This is a genomic window from Paenibacillus foliorum (assembly GCF_013141765.1).
In the GTDB taxonomy this organism is placed as follows: Bacteria; Bacillota; Bacilli; order Paenibacillales; family NBRC-103111; genus Paenibacillus_S; species Paenibacillus_S foliorum.
The window spans coordinates 1-919 of the sequence record NZ_WHOD01000068.1 but is presented as its reverse complement, the minus strand read 5'-3'; the positions used below and the strand labels follow the sequence as shown (position 1 = coordinate 919).

The 919-nt window shown below is 46.7% G+C and carries 1 protein-coding gene and 1 pseudogene; both read left to right on the top strand.

Features of this window, described 5'->3' with window-relative positions:
* Positions 1 to 360: IS110 family transposase (locus GC093_RS36045; RefSeq protein ID WP_246314742.1), on the top strand; the 360-nt coding region annotated here is incomplete at its 5' end.
* Positions 361 to 393: 33 nt separating this feature from the next.
* Positions 394 to 919, top strand: a pseudogene (locus GC093_RS36040) (IS110 family RNA-guided transposase); the annotation flags it as partial.

Sequence of the window (919 nt, the reverse complement as noted above, 5' to 3'; positions counted from 1 at the left end):
ATGGCTAAAGAAACTCATGTGGCGCAAGCTACGAATTTTCGCGGAATCGTGCTCTCGAATCGACACCTCTCATTTAGTAACACCATAGAAGGCTTTGAAAAGCTGCAGCGTTGGATAGAAGGACTTCAGCAGAAGCACCGTTTGAATAGTTTTATCATTGGCATGGAACCTACAGGACATTATTGGTGGAACCTGGCGAATTGGCTTACAAACAAAGGAACGAACGTTGTCCTAGTGAATCCAGCCACCACCAAAAGAAACAAGGAGAATCGCGATAATAGTCCTTCCAAGAGTGATCCGAAGGATGCTCTTGTCATCGCGGATATTGTAAGCCGTGGTTATTATTATGAACATACGTGACAAACCCAAGAGTTTCAAAGACTACGCACCCTGATGAGCGATCGGGAGTTCTGGGTCGCCTACAGTGTCCGGTTGCAGAATCGGATTATCCGTTGGTTAGATATTCGCTTCCCAGAGTATACATCGGTGTTTAAGGATTGGACTTGCAAACGTTCAATGGCCACATTGAAAGAGTTACCATTACCGCAGGATCTCGCATCACGATCCATAACCGAGATGATTACGACTTGGAGAAAGCATATGCACAGAGCAGGCGGCTCTACAGGCACGCAGAAAGCTGCTGAGCTTATCTCTCAAGCCAAGCGGAGTGTGGGTGATGTCACAGCGTTATCTGAGGCAAAGCAAGATTTAGAACGATTAATCGAAGAGTATGAGCGCATCGTGGAAATGCTAGGGGAAATGCAGAAGCAAATCCTAGAAATACTTAGTGAGATTCCGATGGCAAGTCAGCTTCGCTCCATAAAGGGGCTTGGCCCCATCTTTGTTGCAGCGATATTAGCTGGTGCGGGTGATCTTAGACAATATGCACATGGACGTCAGTTACTGCGAAAAGCCGGTC